The sequence below is a fragment of the Candidatus Methylomirabilis sp. genome (assembly GCF_028716865.1).
Classification (GTDB): Bacteria; Methylomirabilota; Methylomirabilia; order Methylomirabilales; family Methylomirabilaceae; genus Methylomirabilis.
The window spans coordinates 57,869-76,208 of record NZ_JAQUOY010000003.1 but is presented as its reverse complement, the minus strand read 5'-3'; the positions used below and the strand labels follow the sequence as shown (position 1 = coordinate 76,208).

Annotated in this window: 16 protein-coding genes and 1 tRNA gene; 8 read left to right on the top strand and 9 right to left on the bottom strand. The window is 60.6% G+C overall.

All coding sequences use genetic code 11. The features are described from left to right. Positions 1-13: 13 nt before the first annotated feature. From PHV01_RS02285 to bioB, 8 genes are all read right to left on the bottom strand, one after another. On the bottom strand, positions 14-1,828 hold the full coding sequence (locus PHV01_RS02285; protein ID WP_337289527.1) for an ATP-binding protein: 1,815 nt from the start codon (positions 1,826-1,828) through the stop codon (positions 14-16). Between the two features lie 228 nt (positions 1,829-2,056). Beyond that, on the bottom strand, positions 2,057-4,150 hold the full coding sequence (locus tag PHV01_RS02280; RefSeq protein WP_337289526.1) for an ATP-binding protein: 2,094 nt from the start codon (positions 4,148-4,150) through the stop codon (positions 2,057-2,059). 56 nt (positions 4,151-4,206) lie between these two features. Next, the gene (locus PHV01_RS02275; RefSeq protein ID WP_337289525.1) at positions 4,207-5,187 is read right to left on the bottom strand and encodes an HD domain-containing phosphohydrolase; all 981 of its coding nucleotides are present in this window, start codon (positions 5,185-5,187) and stop codon (positions 4,207-4,209) included. 177 nt (positions 5,188-5,364) lie between these two features. Continuing rightward, the gene (locus PHV01_RS02270) at positions 5,365-5,739 is read right to left on the bottom strand and encodes a response regulator (RefSeq protein WP_337289524.1); all 375 of its coding nucleotides are present in this window, start codon (positions 5,737-5,739) and stop codon (positions 5,365-5,367) included. A gap of 496 nt (positions 5,740-6,235) precedes the next feature. Next, positions 6,236-6,889, bottom strand: coding sequence for a septal ring lytic transglycosylase RlpA family protein (locus PHV01_RS02265; RefSeq protein ID WP_337289523.1), 654 nt, complete (start codon positions 6,887-6,889; stop codon positions 6,236-6,238). After that, positions 6,889-7,632, bottom strand: a complete 744-nt coding sequence (gene bioD / locus PHV01_RS02260) for a dethiobiotin synthase (RefSeq protein WP_337289522.1) — start codon at positions 7,630-7,632, stop codon at positions 6,889-6,891. Before bioD ends, PHV01_RS02265 begins: the two co-directional genes overlap by 1 nt. Continuing rightward, positions 7,629-8,975, bottom strand: a complete 1,347-nt coding sequence (gene bioA, locus PHV01_RS02255) for an adenosylmethionine--8-amino-7-oxononanoate transaminase (RefSeq protein ID WP_337289521.1) — start codon at positions 8,973-8,975, stop codon at positions 7,629-7,631. The genes bioD and bioA overlap by 4 nt, the downstream gene beginning before the upstream one ends. 8 nt (positions 8,976-8,983) lie before the next feature. Further along, a complete protein-coding gene (gene bioB, locus PHV01_RS02250; RefSeq protein ID WP_337289520.1) occupies positions 8,984-10,054 on the bottom strand; it encodes a biotin synthase BioB in 1,071 nt (356 codons plus the stop codon). A 412-nt stretch (positions 10,055-10,466) separates the two neighbouring features. On the opposite strand from bioB, the gene PHV01_RS02245 reads away from it, so the two are divergent. Beyond that, positions 10,467-11,786: a hypothetical protein gene (locus PHV01_RS02245; RefSeq protein WP_337289519.1), complete on the top strand. Its 1,320-nt coding sequence runs from the start codon at positions 10,467-10,469 to the stop codon at positions 11,784-11,786. 450 nt (positions 11,787-12,236) lie between these two features. On the opposite strand, the gene PHV01_RS02240 is transcribed toward PHV01_RS02245, so the two are convergent. After that, positions 12,237-12,312: transfer RNA gene (locus PHV01_RS02240), tRNA-Val, on the bottom strand. A gap of 221 nt (positions 12,313-12,533) precedes the next feature. On the opposite strand from PHV01_RS02240, the gene PHV01_RS02235 reads away from it, so the two are divergent. The 7 genes from PHV01_RS02235 (at position 12,534) to PHV01_RS02205 (ending at position 18,334) form a co-directional block, all read left to right on the top strand. Then, the gene (locus PHV01_RS02235; protein ID WP_337289518.1) at positions 12,534-12,989 is read left to right on the top strand and encodes an EamA family transporter; all 456 of its coding nucleotides are present in this window, start codon (positions 12,534-12,536) and stop codon (positions 12,987-12,989) included. Then, positions 12,986-13,351: an EamA family transporter gene (locus tag PHV01_RS02230; RefSeq protein ID WP_337289517.1), complete on the top strand. Its 366-nt coding sequence runs from the start codon at positions 12,986-12,988 to the stop codon at positions 13,349-13,351. The genes PHV01_RS02235 and PHV01_RS02230 overlap by 4 nt, the downstream gene beginning before the upstream one ends. Beyond that, positions 13,297-14,520 (top strand): GNAT family N-acetyltransferase, encoded by a 1,224-nt coding sequence (locus tag PHV01_RS02225; RefSeq protein WP_337289516.1) that lies wholly within the window; start codon positions 13,297-13,299, stop codon positions 14,518-14,520. The genes PHV01_RS02230 and PHV01_RS02225 overlap by 55 nt, the downstream gene beginning before the upstream one ends. Positions 14,521-14,629: 109 nt before the next feature. Further along, positions 14,630-15,379, top strand: coding sequence for an SDR family NAD(P)-dependent oxidoreductase (locus PHV01_RS02220; protein ID WP_337289515.1), 750 nt, complete (start codon positions 14,630-14,632; stop codon positions 15,377-15,379). A 20-nt stretch (positions 15,380-15,399) separates the two neighbouring features. Further along, a complete protein-coding gene (locus PHV01_RS02215; protein ID WP_337289514.1) occupies positions 15,400-16,743 on the top strand; it encodes a DUF6513 domain-containing protein in 1,344 nt (447 codons plus the stop codon). A gap of 11 nt (positions 16,744-16,754) precedes the next feature. Next, positions 16,755-17,303, top strand: a complete 549-nt coding sequence (locus PHV01_RS02210; protein ID WP_337289513.1) for a DUF447 domain-containing protein — start codon at positions 16,755-16,757, stop codon at positions 17,301-17,303. Next, positions 17,303-18,334, top strand: a complete 1,032-nt coding sequence (locus tag PHV01_RS02205) for a beta-ribofuranosylaminobenzene 5'-phosphate synthase family protein (RefSeq protein ID WP_337289512.1) — start codon at positions 17,303-17,305, stop codon at positions 18,332-18,334. The genes PHV01_RS02210 and PHV01_RS02205 overlap by 1 nt, the downstream gene beginning before the upstream one ends. The last annotated feature ends 6 nt before the right edge of the window (positions 18,335-18,340 follow it).

The window sequence follows — 18,340 nt, the reverse complement described above, 5'->3', positions numbered from 1 at the left end:
CCCTCACACTCGTTCAGGCAGGCGGTAAAATGATGGTAAAGCGAGCGCCCTTACCGTCGGACACCGGGCTCGCCATGATCAACTCCCCCCCATGCTTCTCGATAATACCATGGCAGATGCTGAGCCCCAAGCCGGTCCCTTTGCCGACCTCTTTCGTCGTAAAAAAGGGATCAAAGATCCTGGTCCGAATCTCTTCCGGGATGCCGGGCCCGGTATCAGTCACACTGAGCGCCACCCGGTCACCCTGAGCACACTCGGTCCGGATGGTGATGGTCCCGAACGCTGCCGCTTCCATGGCATCCCGGGCATTGGTAATCAGGTTCAGGAGTATCTGTTCGATCTGCAACGGATCGACCCGGACCGTCGGGAGCGCGGGGTGCAGTTCCTGAACGACGTCGATGTGTTGGGTTTTAAGCTGCTGCCCGAGGAAGTCCAGCGCGTCCGTCACCACCCGGTTCAGGTCTGTGTCCTGCCGCTTCCCCTTGGACTCGCGCGAAAAGTCGCGCAGGTGATTGATGATGGCCGTCATCCGGCCCGTCTGCGCCTCGATCCGCCGTAGATCGTCACGGATCGCCTCCTCCCCGATCCGCTCGTCTCTGAGCAGCTCCTGGGCATAGCCTCGGATGATCATCAGGGGCTGGTTCAGCTCGTGGGCCACCCCGGCCGCCAGCGTCCCGACTGCCGCCAACTTCCCCGACTGGATGAGCTGCGCCTGCGTGTGCTTGAGCGTCCGCGTTCGCTCCTCAACCGTGGCTTCGAGCTCGCTCGCGTGGCGTCGCTGCGCCTCCTCACTCTGCTGTAGGGCGATGATATCCCGTTTGGTCGCGCGGACGATCACCGCCGCCAGCCATACCGCCAACGCGACCACCGCCGCCATGAAGGCGATTGTCTTGTCCTGCCCACGTCGCAACGCGGCCAGGCGCGCCTGGAGCGCCCCTTCCAGATCGAGCATCGCGTGATCGAGGAGCGCGAACTGACCATCAATGACCTGAGTGAAGAGCGCGAGGTAATCGGCCGGCGCATAACTCAGCCTCTCGGCTTCCACCACCTGAGTTCTGGCGAGATCGATCGCCTTCTGTGCAAGCGCCCTACTGACCTGGGCGATGCCGCCAAGGTCGGTCTTCATCTGGGGGTTCAGCACCATCGCCTTGTCCAACTCGCGCGTCATATACTCGTGTTGCCGTTCCACATTGCCGATAAGCCCGATCAACGCGGTGCGGTCCGCCAGCGTAATGCGCCGTTCTGCCAACAGGAGCGCCCCGTGCACCCGCGCCTGGCCAAGGAATTCGGTGAGCATCGGCATGTGCACCAACAGCGCCATGGTCAGGTGGTAGTCATGCCCGGTTGGGTCGTACGAGAGGCCGAAGTAATCCAACAGGAGGTCGAGTAGCTTGAGATCGTCGCCGATAAGCGCCGCATGCCCGACAACACTCTCCTGACCGGAGATCGAGTGCGAGGCCACCCCACGCGCAAGCCGCTTCCAGGCCTCGGCCGCCCTGCGCCAGTCCGCGGTGAGCGCAGGATCATGGATCCTGGACGCGACCATCGCGTCAAACGCCTCGACCGCCTGATCGGCCTCGGCCTGCTTGGCCGCGCGTTGCGCCTCCATCTCTGTATGCCCGCCCAGCACCCCGGAGGAGAGTCCGCGGTGCTGTTGCTGCAATTGCACCATCCTCAGCAGCGCCCTCGACGGCGCAATCCCGGCATACTTCAGACCGGCCGATTGCAGCGCTCTGATGCTTTGCACCATATAGATGGTCAGCGGCGCCGCCATCATGGTCAGGCATACCAGCCCGAACCCGAGCAGCAATCTGACTCGTATTGTCATGCGATTATTGAACCACGACGGCCGAATTGCACAGTGCCGACTCTAGTGTAGTGTATCCAATGCTTCTTTACTTATTCCGTTCACCCTGAGCCTGTCGAAGGGTCAAGTATTTCAGTGAGTTCCGTTCATGGATTCGACAAGCTCACCACGAACGGACTGTAAAGGCATTGATGAGACACTACACTATGTCGTTAGGGTTGTCATCGACCGGGAGCATACGTACACCCTTCAGGCCGGACTCCCTTTACCATCATCGGGGTGGATAAGCGGCAAGATGAGCGTAAAGCGGGCGCCACGACCATCAGCTACCGGGCTCTCCATCGTCAGATCTCCCCCATGCTCCTTAACGATCCCATGACAGATGCTCAGCCCCAAGCCGGTCCCTTTGCCGACCTCCTTGGTCGTGAAAAACGGGTCGAAGATCCTGGACTGGATCTCTCCGGGAATGCCGGGACCGGTATCAGTGACGCTCAGGGCGACCCGGTTACCGGATATGACCTCAGTGCGGATCACAATAGTCCCGCGACCCGCCGGCTCCATCGCATCCCGGGCATTGGTAATCAGGTTCAGGAGTATCTGTTCGATCTGTAACGGATCGACCCGGACCGTCGGGAGCGCGGGGTGCAGTTCCTGGACGACGTCGATGTTTCTAGCCGTAAGTTGCTGCCCGAGGAAGTCTAGCGCGTCCGTCACCACCCGGTTCAGGTCTGTGTCCTGCCGCTTCCCCTTGGACTCGCGCGAGAAGTCGCGCAGGTGATCGATGATGGCCGTCATCCTGGTCGTTTGTGCCTCAATCCGCCGTAGATCGTCACGGATCGCCTCCTCCCCGATCCGCTCGTCTCGGAGCAGCTCCTGGGCATAGCCTCGGATGATCATCAGGGGCTGGTTCAGCTCGTGGGCCACCCCCGCCGCCAGCGTCCCGACTGCCGCCAACTTCCCCGACTGGATGAGTTGCGCCTGCGTGTGCTTGAGCGTCCGCGTTCGCTCCTCCACTCTCTGTCCCATCTCCTTGTGGAGCCTGGCATTTTCAATGGCGATGGCCAACTGCTCTCCGAGCGGAACAAGCAGTTCAAGATCGGCCTCAGTGTAGTGGCTGGGCGCGACATCGTCCAAAAAAAGGACACCGATGACCTGCCCCGCTACGATCAACGGCAGGCGAACTGTCGAGCGAATCCCCTCCTTCGCCATCGCCTCGTCTTCACGAAACCGTCCCGCCTTCGCAAGATCCGATTCAAAATGCGGGCGCCTGTGGGTCATGACCCAGTCCACGCCGCTGTCTCCCCCCCTCGACCACGCCATCCCGAGGGGGACCTCGTTCAACGGTTTGCCGACCAGTTGAAAGAGCCTGAATCGCGCGCCTGACTCATCGACAATGACAATCCCCATCCGGGTATAGGAGATGAACCGTTTCAACTCCTCAGCAAAGGTCTCATAGACGGCGCCGATATCGAGGGAGGCGCTGATGATCTTGGTCAGGCGATTGACGGCCGCGATCCGTTCGGCGCGTTGGCGCACGGCGCCGTACAGCGCGGCGTTTTCGACAGCCGATCGTTCCAGCCGTTGCGCCATCTCGTTAAAGGCCTGGGCCGCCTCTCCAAGCTCCCCTCCGACGGTTACCTCCACCCGCTGGGAGAGGTCGCCCTCAGCCAACCGACGGCTCCCCTGCGCGATGGTCCGGATGGGTCGGCTCAGCCAGTGTGCCAATGGGACACTGATCGCGATAGCCCCCAACGCGCTGACAGCCAGCGTGACGAACGTGACAAATATCACCTGTTGGCCCACATCGGAGACGTGTCGCATCGCCTCATCGATTTCGCGTATGTGGACGCCCATGAGCTGATGCAGCGTCGTATCGACGTGATCGTGTATCTGTGTCAGCCTGGCCACCTTGGCGGATATCTCACGATTGTGCGGGAAGGGCGCAGGCGCGACGATTTCCCGTCCGAGCGCTTCCATGCGAGGCGCCATGTCTTTCACTGCATCAAACAATCGCCGCTCATCGGCGCCCTCAAATCGTGTGGTTTCCAGCACCCTGAAAGCCTCGTGAAGAAGCGTCACGTATCCGTTGACCCGCTGCTGCTCCTGCGGACCTTGACTGACGAGATAGTCTTTAGTTGCCAGCAGGAGACCATCGGCAGCCGCCATTACGTCGGATGTCCGTTTCAGATCGACTGTCGCATCCTCCTGGATCCGTAGATAGGAGTGCATGATGGCGCCGAAATGCAGCCCGGCAATGCCGACGAACCCCACAAAGGGAGCTAGAACCAGGATAAAGGCGAGCAGCAGCCGCGTGCCGATGCTCCAGTTCTTGATAGACAACATACGTACTTACATCCAGGATTGTGAATCTGTGGTCATAGAGCGCTGGTACCTAATCCTCAGGGCGCGCCTGCTTCCGATCCGGGCAGCTCTCCGCGCTCGACCAGCTCGATGAACGGCCCCACCACGGCGGGATCACGCCAGCCGCACGCCACCTCATCCCGCAGGATGTTACACGCGGTTTGTAACGACCAGGCAGGCTTGTATGGTCGCGCCGTCATCAGCGCATCAAAGATGTCGGCGATCTGCAGGATTCTCGCAGTAAGGGGGATCGCCTCCCCCGCGAGGCCATCAGGGTAACCGCTCCCATCCCACCGCTCATGGTGATGGCGGATGATCGGCAGAACCCGCAGTAATGATCGTAGCGACTGGCAAATCCGCTCGCCGATTACCGTATGCTCGCGCATGATCACCCACTCCGCCTCGCTGAGGCCGCTGGGTTTCAGCAGAATCGCATCCGGAATCCCGATCTTCCCCAGATCGTGCAGGACCCCGCCTCTGTCCAGGGCCGTCAGCTCCTCCGGTGGCAGGCCGAGCTTCCGTCCAAGGGCGACCGAGTAGGCCGCCAGTCGCTCGCAGTGTCCCTGGGTGTATGGGTCCTTTGCCTCGACGGTTCGGCTCAGCGCGAGCAGCATGGCCTCGGCGTATTCCAACTCGTCGGTAAACGCCTTGAGCCTGAGCAGCGAGCGGACGCGGGCCCTCAGCTCTGCCCGACTGAACGGCTTCATGATAAAGTCGTCAGCCCCCGCCTCGATCCCTTGGACACGGGCCTCTTCCGCCCCCAGAGCCGTGAGCAAGACGATCGGCACCAGGCGGGTCGGCGCCTCCTGTTTCAGGCGGCGGCAGACCGCGTAGCCATCCAGCTTCGGCATCATGATGTCCAGGAGGATCAAGTCCGGAGGGAAGGCGGCCACCTGAGCCAGGGCCTCCAGGCCGTCGGCGGCCACCACGACCTCATACCCCTCGGCCTGCATCAGGACCGTCAACAGTTCGACGTTCTGCGGGTTATCATCTACAACAAGGATCGTCTTGTTCGCCATAGCCGCTATTATTGATCCTTACAGAAGTCATGCAGACTGCGGATGTCTTTATTCCGTTCATGGTGAGCCCGTCGAACCTAGGACGGATCAGTCTTCGACACGCCCGTCCCGAGCATCCCAGCCGTTTCCTTCGACAAGCTCAGCGTGAACGGTTGGCGTATCGAAGGGCTCGCCGCATCACAGCGTCATCATGGTAATCTTGTACCACAGGCTTCGTTCTAGGTACGGTAAGTCCAAGGGTTTGACGATATAATCGAAGGCGCCCAGCGCCATGGCCTGCCGACCGATCTCTTCCTCGTTCACGCCCGTAACCATGATCACGGCGACCTCCTTGTCGATCTCTCTGATCCGGCGAAGGGCCTCGAGGCCATCCATCCTCGGCATTCGCACATCCAGTAGGATCAGATGGGGCCGCTCCTCCACGACTTTTTGCACGGCCTCTGCCCCGTTACTCGCCGCGATTACCTCATACCCCTTTGCGACGAGGAACTCCTGAAGAAGCTCCACCGCCCCCGGCTCATCATCTACAACCAACACTCGCGCTGCCATCATTACCTCTCGGCTTGTATGTATTGAACGAATCGCACGCGCCACGCGTGCCGTCACATCAATGCCATCTTACGTCACGGCCGCATCCCCCCTCTTGCCTCTTGACTCATCGCGAATCCCTCTGTGCAAGTAGAATGGATCGCCTCTCAATTTAGCTATAATTCATGCTATCATAATCTACTTATACATATCAAGTCATCTTATATTTTGTTATATTACATAATATAATAATAACTGTAGTCCGTCTCCAAGGCAAAGGCAAGCTGAAAGACAGTAGGACGCCGTGCCGAGCTGAGAGGGAAGGCGAACCTGGCTGCATCTCACGTAGGGAGGGGCTAATGTATGAGGTCAGAGCGCCTTAAGGCCAATACGGTTCACTGTAGCCGTTGGTGGTGAGCCTGTCGAACCACGAACGGTGAAGCCGCCCTTCGACAGGCTCAGGGCAAACGGATTCGTGAGCATAGTTATGAAGTACTGCACTCAGTGAACAGTATTGGCGTTAGGGGCGATCTTCAGAGCCCATGATCAGAACGCGGTAGCCGAGAGAAGCCAGTCGCTCCGCAGTCGTCTTGGCCTCGGCGCGTGAGGCGAACTGCCCGACTCGGATTCGGTAGTAGACCTCTCCACCCACCTGAGCTTTCACAAGGTAAACGTCTGAAGCCTTCTGTTCCAGCGCTGCTTTCAGCGCGAGGGCATTTACCTCGGCGGTGAATGAGCCCACCTGCACCGAATACCGGCCCGGGTTCAGGCCACTCTGCGGCGCTTGGGTAAGTCGCACTCTGACCGGCACTACGCCAGGACCCGTCACTCCCAGCAATGAGGCGGCTGCGTATGAGAGATCGATGATTCGCCCGTTCACAAAGGGTCCCCGATCGTTGATCCTGACGGTGAGGGACCGGCCATTGCTGAGATTGATCACCTCCACCCAACTGCCGAGCGGGATCTCGCGGTGCGCCGCCGATAACTGATACATATTGTAGACCTCGCCATTGCTGGTGCGGCGACCATGGTATGGATGACCGTACCAGGACGCCAGCCCCTCCTCGCCAGACACTCCTTCCCATGCCCGTGGCCTGAGCCTTGGGGTAGCACAGGAGGTCAGCAGCAAGGCTATGAGCAGCGGTGTGAGTATCGCAGGCCTCAGCGTAAGCATCACGTCTCACCTCTTGCGATGGTCTCCGGAAGAAGCTGTCGAAGGGATCGCGTCAAAAGGCGCTGAAGGAGGGGATGGCGCCAGAGTGCCTGGCCCCTGATAGTGGAGAGGTGCGGAATCTCCCCAGGGAGCGGGATGGGTAAGAGCCGGCGAAGCGCCGAGAGATTTGTCGTCCGAGCGACCGAACGGTCCGCGTGGAAATGGTTCAAGATTGCTCCTGCCACCGGGACGCGGGCATGAAGCGCGGTCTCAATGGTCAGCCTGGCGTGGTTCAACGCGCCGAGCCTGGACCCAATCACGATAAGCAACGGGAGCCGAAGCCTGGCAGCAAGATCGAGACATGACGTTTCTTCAGTGATGGGAACCAGCAGGCCGCCGGCGCCCTCGACCAGGACCACCGAATGCCGATCAGTGAGAAGAGTGAACCGCTCTTCCAGTCGGCCGACATCGATACGTCGGCCGGACCGCTCAGCCGCAACCATCGGGGCAAGGGGCTCATGGAAACGATACGGGTTAACCAGGTCGAGGGCGTCCCGCGACTGCGCAGCCTCACGAAGCGTCAACGCATCCGGCGGTCGCAGCCGCCCAGTCCTGGTGGGACAGCCGGTCTCAACCGGCTTCATTACCCCCGCATCGATCCCCAGGACCCGCAGGGCATAGGCCAGCCCAGCCGTAATCAGCGTCTTCCCGACGCCGGTATCGGTCCCGGTAACAAACAGGCCTGCGGGTCTGGCGTCCTTCATCTCTCTGTTACCGTGACGATGGAATCACGCACGATACGAACCATTCTGACAATGTCCCTTTGCGAGATCGACAGGGGCGGCATCAGGACGATGACGTTGCCCAGCGGCCGGATCATCAGGCCGCGTCGTCGTGCCTCCAGGATCGTCCGAATCCCGGTCTTGGCCTCGTATGGGTATGGCTCTCCTCGGGCCGGGTCTCGCATCAGCTCGATCCCGACCATAAACCCTATTTGCCGGACGTCGCCCACGTGCGGCAGTGATCGAAGCGGTTCGAGCTCTCGACGCAACAGGACGATCTTGGGCTGCATGCGCTTCAAGGTCTGCTCCCGCTGAAAGCACTGCAGGTTCGCGAGGGCGGCGGCGCAGGCCAGCGGGTTGGCGGTGTAGCTATGCCCATGAAAGAAGGCTTTTTTCTCCTCATAGGGGGCGCAGAAACCGTCGAAGATCTGTTGTGTCGTGAGCGTGGCGGCCAGCGGCAAGTAGCCGCCGGTAAGCCCCTTCGCCAAGCAGAGCAGGTCGGGCGTCACACCCTCTTGTTCACAGGCAAACATCGTCCCGGTCCGGCCGAAACCGGTGGCAACCTCATCAAGAATCAGCAGAACGTTGTATTGCGAGCAGAGCGATCGCACGGCCTTGAGGAAGCCCGGCGGTGAGGGCAGCATCCCGGCCGCGGCCTGCATCAGCGGCTCCACGATCAGGCCGGCCACCTGATCGTGGCATCGCGTAAGAAGCGACTCCAATCGTTTCAGCGAATCAACTTGTCGGGAGCGATCCCACGGCGCCCGGTATGGCGACGGGATCCTCCAGATCGGAAAAAGGAGCGGCCGGTAGAGCTGGTGGAACAGATCGATCCCGCCGACGCTGACCGCGCCCAGCGTATCACCATGATACGCCTCTTCCAAGGCGATGAACCGTCTCTTGCGCGCAAATGCCCCGCCCCGCTGCTGCCAGTATTGAAACGCCATCTTGAGCGCGATCTCGACGGCAGTCGAGCCGTTATCGGAATAAAAGACCTTAGTGAGCCCTTCCGGGGCGACCCGGACGAGCGCCTTGGCGAGCGTAATGGCGAGCGGATGAGACAGACCCAGGAAGGTGGTGTGTGCGACCTTGCCGAGTTGGGCGCGAATGGCCCGGTCGATTGCTGCGTGACGGTGGCCGTGAACGGTCACCCAGAGCGAAGAGATCCCGTCCAGGTAGCGACGCCCGTCCACGTCGATGAGGGTGCTCCCCTCGCCACGCTCGATGATCGGGTGGCGCTCCCGCAGCCAGTCCTGCATCTGCGTGAACGGGTGCCAGACGTATCGTTTGTCGTCCTGCTGAAGCCGATGGCTGCGAGAGGCCATGGCGAGGGTCAGGCGGCAGCGCCTGTAGCGAGGCGTATCGAAGCGGTGACGCCCTGGCGCTCCTGGGCGAAGAGGGGACCACCGAAGTCGAGCCCAAGATCCCGGACCATCTTGAGGTCGTCGCTCACACTTCGATTCTTGGTCGTGAGGAAGTCGCCAACCATCATCCCGCTCGCGCCGGCGAAGAAGATCATCGATTGCAGGTCGCCCAGATGCGCTCTGCCGGCGCAGATAAAGATATTCTTGGTCGGGAGGATCCAGCGAAAGAGCGCGATCGCCTTCAGCATTTCGAGGGGCGGCGGGGGAATGGCTTTTTCCAGTCTCGTTCCGTCCACGGAAACCAGGAAGTTCAGAGGGACCTCGTCTACATCCAATTCTTTGAGGGCAAAGGCGAGCTCGGCGCGATGCATCGGCTCTTCCCCCATTCCAATGATCCCGCCACTGCAAGTCCTGATCCCGGCAGCCTTCGCGGCCTTGATGGTACGCACCCGCTCGTCATAGGTGTGGGTCGTGCAGACCTTCGGAAAGTAGGAGCGGCCGGTTTCCAGATTATGGTTGAAGGTGGTGAGGCCGGCCGCCTTGAGCTGTCGAAACTCCTCGTCGCCCATGATTCCGAGAGAGGCGTGACCCTCTACCCAGCCGTCCTGCGCGATGGCCCGGATCCCCTCGATAAGCTGACGAAAATCCGCTGATGCGGCGGCGTAGCCGCGACCGGCGGTGACGACCCCAAGCGCAGAGGCGCCGTTCCCTTGCGCCTTCCTGCCGGCCCCGACCATCTCGTCTGGGGATACCATACCATAACTCGGGATCCGGGTGGCGTGATAAACAGACTGACTGCAGAAGCCGCAATCCTCTAGGCAGGCGCCGCTCTTGGCGTTGATGATGCTGCAGAGATGGATCCGGTTCCCGAACTGCTTCAGCCGGAGCCGATTGGCCACGTGGAACAGTTCATGGACATCGTAATCGGAGCGCTCGAAGAGTTCGACGGCCTCCTCGAACGTCATCGCATCTCCGGCAAGCACCCGTTCGCCGATCCGCTGTACCCGCTCCGTCACACCGCTCGATTGTCGGACTTCCATGCTTCTCCCGATGGCGTTAGACCCTTACACACAATGAGAGGATCGAGTGAACTGGAGCCTACTGAACGAGTCCACTGATGTCAAGCTGAAATGGTCATGGAAAATAAAAGGCTATCCGGATTGACCTGTAGAATCAACCGAAGGAATCCCGCTTCCATCCCGACTACAATCCGTCAGGCGTTTCGATCTTGGTGCAGATTTGTGATTATAATCTGCATTAGTGCGGTCGAAGACAGGGCCTCAAAACAGCTTGACAGTCTACTGAGGCGGTAATATGCTCCCCCCCTGGGGGACTGGTGATCCGGGGGACCGATAACTGCGTCTAGACCAAGACCCTGCAGAGCTCGACTTGCCGCAACGCGGGACACTGTGCCCAGCGGGAGTCTATCAGCTTGCTGGAGAGAGGGTGCACATGGCCAAGGTCGAAGGAGTGGAGCATCAACGGCAGGGGAGCGTGACGGCGTTTGGGACTCGATCCTGGCGCGGTCGGCCTCTCATGAGGCGGCTTCTGGAGCCGTTTCGGCGTACGTGCGGGGTAGGGCTGGCGCTGGCCCTCTGCTACGTGGGGCTGGTCGGCGCGGCGGGTGCTGCCACTATCACCGAGTTCCCCGTCACCACGGTAAGTAGCCAACCGCTTGGCATCACTGCCGGCCCGGACGGAGCCCTCTGGTTCACTGAGTACGCTGGGAACAAGATCGGGCGGATCACCACGGCCGGGACCATCACCGAGTTCTCCATCCCTACGGGGAGCAGCCAGCCGGTTGGCATCACTGCCGGCCCGGACGGAGCCCTGTGGTTTACCGAGTTCGCTGGGAATAAGATCGGGCGGATCACCACGGCCGGGACTATCACCGAGTTTAGCCTCTCCACGGGGGGCAGTGAGCCGGTTGGCATCACTGCCGGCCCGGACGGAGCCCTGTGGTTCACCGAGTTCACCGAGGATAAGATCGGGCGGATCACCACGGTCGGGACCATCACCGAGTTTAGCCTCCCCAAGGCGAGTAGCGGCCCGCGAGACATCACTGCCGGCCCGGACGGAGCCCTGTGGTTCACTGAGTTGACCGGGAACAAGGTCGGGCGGATCACCCCGGCCGGGACTATCACCGAGTTTCCCATCCCTACGGCGAGCAGCGGCCTGTTTGGCATGACTGCCGGTCCGGACGGAGCCCTGTGGTTTACCGAGTTGACTAGCAACGAAATCGGGCGAATCACTACGGCCGGGACCATCACCGAGTTTCCCATCCCTACGGCGAGCAGCCGGGCGCTTGGCATCACTGCCGGCTCGGACGGGGCCCTGTGGTTCATCGAAAGCAATAGCAACCAGATCGGGTGGATCGTGCCGGATCCGGTGTGGAGCGCGGCGGTATTCCTCAACAGCTCAGTCTTCCACACGGGCCAGACGATTACCTACAAGGCCACCACCTTTCCGGGGACTACACCGCCCAAGGTGGACATCTACCTCGGAGTCCTGCTTCCCGACGGAGTGACGTTCCTCTCCTTCGTCCCCGGTCCAGGCGGTACGATCGCCTTTGCCTTCGGCCCTGTCCCGGTGCCCTTCTCGGCCAACGTGACGCTTGCGCCGACGGTCGTCCCATTCTCCTATACGTTCACCGGCGGTGAGTCGGTCGGCACCTACCTTACCTATGCGGGCCTCGTAATGGCGGGGAGCGACCCCCTGCAACCCGCGAATCAGCTCAGCGTCGGGGTCCAACCCTTCGAGTTCACCCCATGACTGAGCGACTGAACGGGCCCACATCCCACATTGGTTAGTGGTTGCGTGGAGCCTTCTGCATTGCCGTGACCGCGCAAGACGTTGTTCTTCAGCTCGCGCAGATCCCGCGTTCGAGTACCTTCAGACGTTCCCGGGCATGAGGCGGCGGGCGACGGACGTGATCCTCGCCAAGGTCGGAGTCGACATGAGCGGGTTTCCCGATGCGGCCCAGCCGCCGCAAAGGCGTCCCGTATGCCGACCCGAGCCCATCGCATTTCGACCGACTGCACACCGAGTGGCCGAGACGCCACGCCCCGCATCGACTTGAAGAACTCCAGCTCCAGATAACGGTCCAGCCCCTTCCGGAAGCCGCATGACATAACCTGAGGATTGTCGTCCCAGGGCTGCTTTCCGGCTAAATCAATCCGGGTAGCCAAATAAAAATCCCCCTACTCAGCGGCAGGGGGATTATGGTGGGCGGTACTGGGATCGAACCAGTGACCTCCGCCGTGTGAAGGCGGCGCTCTCCCGACTGAGCTAACCGCCCAATCTGTCGGGTAACTTATTCTACATCCCACCCAAAATTAGTCAAGTAATTCTGATGGCGCAGGTCATGGTACTATCCGCACGTGCAAGGACGGATTCGCCTTGAAGTTTCGCTGGTGCGGGCATAACATACGGATATTTTGGCAGCATAAGAGATTGAGTGAGAGGTCGTCTTGGCTTTTCGGAAATCGTCGCATATGTTCCGAGTGAGGGTGTACGCTCATGTCGCCGACTCCTCCGCCTACAACCGGACATAAGGCGCCTCTGGGCGTCTGGCTGGGCCTGGCCTTTGCCGTCTGCATCGACACTGTTGTGCAGCTTGTCTGGTCAAAGGCCGCCACCGACGCGTCCAGCGAAGCCACGCTGGCCACGCTCCTGGGCATGTTCAGCCATCCCTTGTTCTATGCGATGCTTGGACTGTATGCGATGCAGTTCGTCAACTGGATGATCGTCCTGTCCAAGGCCGATCTCAGTTTTGCCCAGCCGATCACGGCATGCAGCTACGTCCTGACAGCGGCAGGATCGGCCTATTTCCTGGCCGATCGCGTCACCCCGCTGCGCATGGCCGGTATTGCGCTGATCCTGATCGGCGTGTGGCTCATCAGCGGAACCACACATCACACCGGCGCGCCCTCGATGGTCCATCCGGTGACCGATTCGTTGGAGGATTCGCCATGAGCAACCGGCTGATCGGCGTCCTGTTCGTGCTCGCGGCTGTCGTCTGCGAGGCGGTCGGACAGCTTTGCTTCAAGCATGCCGCCAACCACGCCCGCGACAGCGCCAGATTGTCGACAATTCGCAAGGTATTTGCCAAGTCTGAGTGGATCGGGGCCGGGATCGGCTGCTTCAGCGTCGAATGGGGATTCTGGACGATCGCCCTCACCCTGCTGCCGGTCAGCGTAGCCCAGCCGATGGCCAGCGTCGAACTGGTCGTCATCGCGTTGCTCTCGCACAGCTTCCTGAAGGAAACCGTCAACCTGAGGCGATGGGCGGGGATCGTATTGATCCTGGCGGGCGTCTGCCTGGTCGGATTCAGTTGATGCCCGGCCACTCCGAATTCTCTGTCCGCTGGTTCGCGTCCGCAACACAGATTGCCGGCGATCTGTGGGAGACCTGCTTCCCTCCTCCACTGGAGGGCCAGTGGTGGTATGTGGCGCTGGAGAACAGCCGGATCGAGGACCAGTTCACATTCGCCTATATGCAGATCGAGCGATCAGGCGAACCGGTAGGCATCGCCCCGGTCTTCATCATGGACGTGCCGATCGACCTGGTCGCCCCGCCGGCGATTGCCCGCATCCTGAAACTGCTTGGGACGCTGATCCGCGCCGCCCGTTATCAACGCACGCTGTTCATTGGGTCGGTGTGCGCCGATGAGGGAACCGTCGGCCTGAAACCGGGGCTCTCGCTCACACAGGTCGCCCCCGTCATCCAGCGCGCCGCCGACGAACGGGCCAGGATCGAACGGTGCAGCATGGTTGTCTGGAAGGACTTCCCCGATCCTCAGGCGGCCGATCTGGAGTCGATCAAAACGGAACTGGGGCTATTCAAGCTGGCCAGTTTTCCCGGTACCCGATTACGCCTCTCCGGTCCCGGTGTTGAACCCTATCTCAAAGCACTCAAAGGCTCCCGACGACATAATCTGAAGAAGAAGCTCAGACGCGGGAAGGAACTGGGCAAGCTGTACACGACGGTGGCGCAGCATCCCGATGACGCGACGCTGGATGAAATCTGGGGCCTGTTCTGGCAGACCTACGAAAAAGGCAAGACCAAATTCGAGCGGTTCAACGTCGAGTTCTTCCGGCAGATCCGCCGGTGCCCGCAGGCCCATTTCATCCTGATGCGCGAGACCGACACGCGCGCGCTGACAGCCTTCATGCTCTGCTTTCAGCTTGGGCCACGGACGATCAACAAATTCCTCGGCATCGACTACACGCTGGACGGCGGCAATCGGTTTCTGTATTTCCAGCTCTGGGAACAGTTCATCGAATGGGCGTCCCGCACCGGCGCGACCGAACTGCAAAGCGGGCAAACCGGCTATCGCGCCAAGCTGGATGTGGGGCACGATCTGGTCCCCTTAACCAACTACTGCAAGCACGTCTCACCGTTTCTGCACGGCATCTTTGAAAAGGTCACCAGGGATGTGACATGGGAAACGCTGGATGAAGATTTGGCGGCATTCCTGAAGGCTCATGGGGATGACTCGATATGACGTGCAAGGGCGGATTTGCTTGAAGTTTCAGTGGTGCGAGCATAAGATGAGCAGAAGAAAGACTGAAGGCTGAAGACTGAAGGATTTTGATGATCGAGGGCTTGAGCGAGTGGAATTACGACGGGTTGCGATAATCACAGGGGGTACCAAGGGGATCGGCAAGGCGATCGCCTACCGCCTCGCCCAGGATGGTCGCGACGTCGTCCTGAACTATCATGGCGACGATGAAGCAGCCCAATCGGCCCTCCGGGAGTTCGAGAGCCTGCCTATGAAGGCGATGACTGTGAAAGCGGATGTCTCCACATCGGACGGCGCATCCCATCTCATCGAAACGGCGGTCAAGCAACTCGGCTCACTTGATATTCTGGTCAACAATGTCGGTCCCTTTCTCGTGCGGGCGTTGTATGACACCACCGACGACGAGTGGCGTCGAACGCTGGACAGTAACCTGGGTAGCGTCTTCTATTGCAGCAGGGCGGCCCTGCGGGTCATGCGAGAGCGGCGGGGCGGCAGCATCATCAATATCGGGGCGCTCAACGTCGAGCATTCGCCGATCGGCGTCTTTGAGGCGCCGGCCTACTACATCGCCAAGTCCGGCGTCATTATGCTGACCAGGTCGTTGGCGCGATCCGAAGCGCCTTGGGGCATCAGGGTCAACGCCGTGAACCCCGGCTTCATCGAGACCGAGAGCTACGATCAGTATCGGGCTGAGGACAAAGCGGCCTGGACCCGAATGATCCCTCTTGGGGGATTGGGCACGCCCGATGATATCGCCGAGGCGGTGAGTTACCTGGCATCCGAGAGGGCGCGATACGTGACTGGGACAGTCCTCCACGTGCACGGCGGCCTCTGGGTGTAACGAGCCAGTGCGGGGGGCGCATGAAGATCCTCTTCATCACCGGCAAGCTGGCAGAGCGCGCCCTGAAAGAGACGCTGGCAGGCATGGAGGCCGACTTCGACCACGAGGTGGCCGTCCTCAAGATCAGCGTGGCCGCCCTGATGACCCAGCCGTTTATTCTTCATGCGCTGCGCTCACCCCACGCTGATCTTGTCATGATCCCCGGACTCTGCCGCGTGGAACCTCACGAGTTGGAGCAGGCGTTGGGCGTGAAGGTCGAAAAGGGACCGAAGGATCTGCGTGATATCCCCTACTACTTCGGTGTGGAGAAGAAACGGGAGGGGTATGGCGAGCACGATCTGACCATCCTGGCCGAGATCAACGACGCCCCCACCCTACCGATCGGCGAACTCCTCAGCAAGGCCCGTTACTACGCGGCCTGTGGTGCGGATGTCATCGATGTAGGTTGCATTCCAGCGCAACCGGCCGGCAATGTTGGCGAGATCGTCTCTGCGCTCCGATCCGAGGGGTTCCGCGTCAGTATCGACAGCTTTGATCCGCAGGAGATTCTTGCCGCCGATAAGGCCGGCGCCGAATTGCTCCTGAGCCTGAACGCTCTGAACCTGCATCTGGCCCCGGATCTTCAGTGTACTCCGGTAATTATCCCCGATTTCGGCAAGAGGCTGGATTCCCTTGCAGCGAATATCGAAGCCGTAGAGCGCCTGGGCGTGACACGATACCTCATCGATCCGATTCTCGCGCCGATCGGCTTTGGTTTCGCCGAGTCGCTTGCCCGCTACACCGAGGCGAGACGTCGATTCCCGCAGGCTGAGATTCTCATGGGGGTGGGAAACGTCACCGAACTCACCGATGCCGACAGTACCGGGATCAATGCGCTCCTCACAGGCGTCATGTCGGAGCTACAGATCCGCTATGTCCTCACTACCGAGGTGGCCTCATGGGCCAGGGGGTCGGTCCGCGAGCTGGACGTGGCCCGGCGGCTGATGCATTACGCCCGTCAGCGTGGGGTACTGCCCAAAGAGATCGATGACGGGCTGCTCACGATCAAGGACCGGCGGATCGATTGCCCATCAGAGGCAGAGTTGAGAGAGATGCAGCGGATGGTGACGGACCCAAACTTCCGCATCTTTGCCGACCGGGAGGCTATCTACGTGTTCAACCGCGATCTCTTCATCAAGGAGACCGACATCCGCCGGATCTTCGACCAGCTCAAGGCGCACCTGGGCCAGGACCCGACAGGCCACGCCTTTTACCTGGGCCGCGAGCTGATGAAGGCGAGAATTGCGATGCTGCTGGGGAAAAAATATATCCAGGAAGATGACCTCAGATGGGGCTATCTTGAGCACGGCCTCCCTGGGGATTGATCGAGCGGCCCATGATTATCGAGAGTATCGTCACGACACTGGATGAGGCAGGGGAAGCGAACTTCGCACCGATGGGGGTCACGATCGGCGAAGGAGAGATCCTCATCCGCCCCTATACCGATTCGGCCACCTATCGGAATCTTGTTACCACCGGAGCCGCTGTCGTCAATCTGACCGACTCGATTCGCCTGTTCGCCGAAAGCGCCATCTCCAACCCTCATTTTCCTACCTTTCCGGCCGAGACGGTTACCGGCCTTGTCTTGACAGACGCCTGCTCGTATTATGAGTGTTCGGTCATGCACGCCGACACGGCTTCAGAGCGCGCGACCTTCCGCTGTAAGATCGTTAAAAAAGGGGTCCTGCGAGAATTCATCGGATTCAACCGCGCAAAGAACGCGATTATTGAGGCGGCGATCCTCGCCACTCGAGTCCGGCTTCTCGGAGTAGAGGCTATCCTCCAAGAGTATCGCCGCCTTGCTGAGATTGTGCAGAAGACCGGGGGAGAACAAGAGACGCAAGCGATGCGGTATCTTCAAGACTATGTCGAGCGGCAGCAGTGATGAGGGTGACGGTCAAGGCCCCTGCCAGGCTTCACTTCGGTTTCATCGACCCGGACGGCTCATCGGGTCGGATGTTCGGAAGCATCGGGCTGGCGATCGACGAGCCCGCAGTCATCCTCGAAGCCACGCCGGCGGACCGCCTTGAAGTCGTAGGGCGAGAGCGGAGCCGAGTCGTTACGCTCGCGCGCCGGTTCCTCCGCTATTACCGGCTGAACCAGGGAGTCCGCATCTCCGTTACAACCACGATCCCTGCCCATGCCGGCCTGGGCTCCGGAACCCAATTGGCCCTGAGCGTCGCGTCCGCGCTGGCTCGCCTGTTCTCCATCGATGCCAATATACGAGAACTGGCAGCCGTCATGGGTCGAGGTCGTCGTTCAGGGATCGGAATTGCCGCCTTTGAGCAGGGCGGTTTTATCGTAGACGCGGGACGGCGGATGAACGTCACGGCGAAAGTTGTTCCAAGTTCCGCGTGTCAAGTGCCGGGTTCAGAATCCCAAACCCCAAATCCCAAATCCCAAACCCGACGCCTAGATCCTGTCCCTCCCATAATCGTTCGCTACCCCTTTCCGGAGAACTGGACTTTCGTAGTGGCGATCCCTTATGCTGACCGTGGGCTCGCTGGAACCGCAGAGACCAAGGCATTCCACAGACTCGCCGGCCGCCCCGCCAGCGCTGCAGGACGCCTCAGTCGCCTCTTGCTCATGCAGATGCTCCCGGCCATCCTCGAGCAAGACCCTGTCGCCTTCGGTGGGTCGCTCACGAGCATTCAGCGAATTGTCGGAAACTGGTTCAGACCCGTCCAGGGCGGAACCTTTGCCACCACACAAGGGGCGGCGCTAGTCAAAGCGATGTCACGGGCAGGAGCGTTAGGGGTAGGGCAAAGCTCCTGGGGACCGGCGGTCTATGGGCTGGCTGCGGATCAGGATCAGGCCGATCACATAAAGCATCGTCTTATGCAGGTCATGAAAGGGACAGTTGAGGCGATCCTCTTTTTAGCAAAGGCCTCCAATCGAGGGGCCGAGATTCACTAAGTTGTC